Raw genomic sequence first — 1,125 nt, 5'->3', positions numbered from 1 at the left:
CGCGAGATCCGCATCTTCGAGGATCGCAAGCTCATCGCAGTCCATCCGGTACTCGACGGACGCAACCAGCGACGGGTCGATCCTGCCCACAGGCGCCTTGCTCCGGCCCGGACGGCGACAGCTGCACAGCCTTCTGGCCGTGAGATCGGGCGACGCTCGCTGGGCTTCTACGAGGCGGTCGGGCGACGCCTCGCAGCAAGCGAGGTTCGGCCATGAGCGAGATCATCGAACGCATTCGCACAAGTCTTGTTGGCTTGAAGATGCCTCGAGCGCTGGAGGCGCTCGATCACACCATTCGCTGCCTCGAGCGCGGCGAGATGACGGCGATCGAGGCCATCGACATCCTGCTGTCCCATGAGCACGGCAACCGGGAAAGCCGGCGCTTCAGCGTTGGGGTCAAGACATCCCGCCTCGTGCCGATGAAGACGATCGAGGGCTTCGACTTCTCCTTCCAGCCATCCCTGGATCGAAGCCGGGTCTTGGCACTTGCCCAGCTCGACTTCGTCGAGCGCGGCGACGTGGTCCATCTCCTCGGCCCGCCTGGCACCGGCAAATCGCACCTGGCGACAGCCTTGGGCGTCGAGGCAGTCCGAGCCGGCAAGCGCGTTTACAGGGCGAGCCTCGCCGAAGTGATCGACATGCTGGTGCGCGCCGAACGCGACGGCAGGCTCCCCGAAAAGCTGCGCTTCTTCAACCGCAACAGCCTGCTGATCGTCGACGAGATCGGCTACCTGCCGGTCACGCCCGGTGGCGCCAACCTCTTCTTCCAACTCGTCAACTCACGCTACGAGAAAGGCGCCATGATCCTCACCTCCAACCGCGGCTTTGCCGAGTGGGGCGAGGTCTTCGGCGATCCCGTCGTCGCGACCGCGCTGCTGGACAGGTTGCTGCACCACGCGATCGTCATCCAGATTGAGGGCGCCAGCTACAGGCTGCGTGCACACACCGACCTCGTCCCGGAACACACCAGGACGATCGCGACGATCAACCCACCGCCGCCGCCTCGCCGCCGAGGCAGACCACCCAAGGAGCGCCCCATCGATCACCGCCTCGGCTGATCCCCGAACCGCAAAGTGGGGAATTTTCGATCGGCACTTTTGGGGATTATCCAGTCGGCGTTGACAC

General features: G+C 64.8%; 1 protein-coding gene. It reads left to right on the top strand.

From position 1 onward, the window contains the following. Positions 1-212 precede the first annotated feature (212 nt). Positions 213-1,058, top strand: coding sequence for an IS21-like element helper ATPase IstB (gene istB / locus HNO88_RS21960; RefSeq protein WP_184250973.1), 846 nt, complete (start codon positions 213-215; stop codon positions 1,056-1,058). Positions 1,059-1,125 lie beyond the last annotated feature (67 nt).

It is taken from the genome of Novosphingobium chloroacetimidivorans (assembly GCF_014204535.1).
In the GTDB taxonomy this organism is placed as follows: Bacteria; Pseudomonadota; Alphaproteobacteria; order Sphingomonadales; family Sphingomonadaceae; genus Novosphingobium; species Novosphingobium chloroacetimidivorans.
Note: the sequence above shows the minus strand (reverse complement) of the source record. Positions and strands in the feature narration are given on the sequence as shown.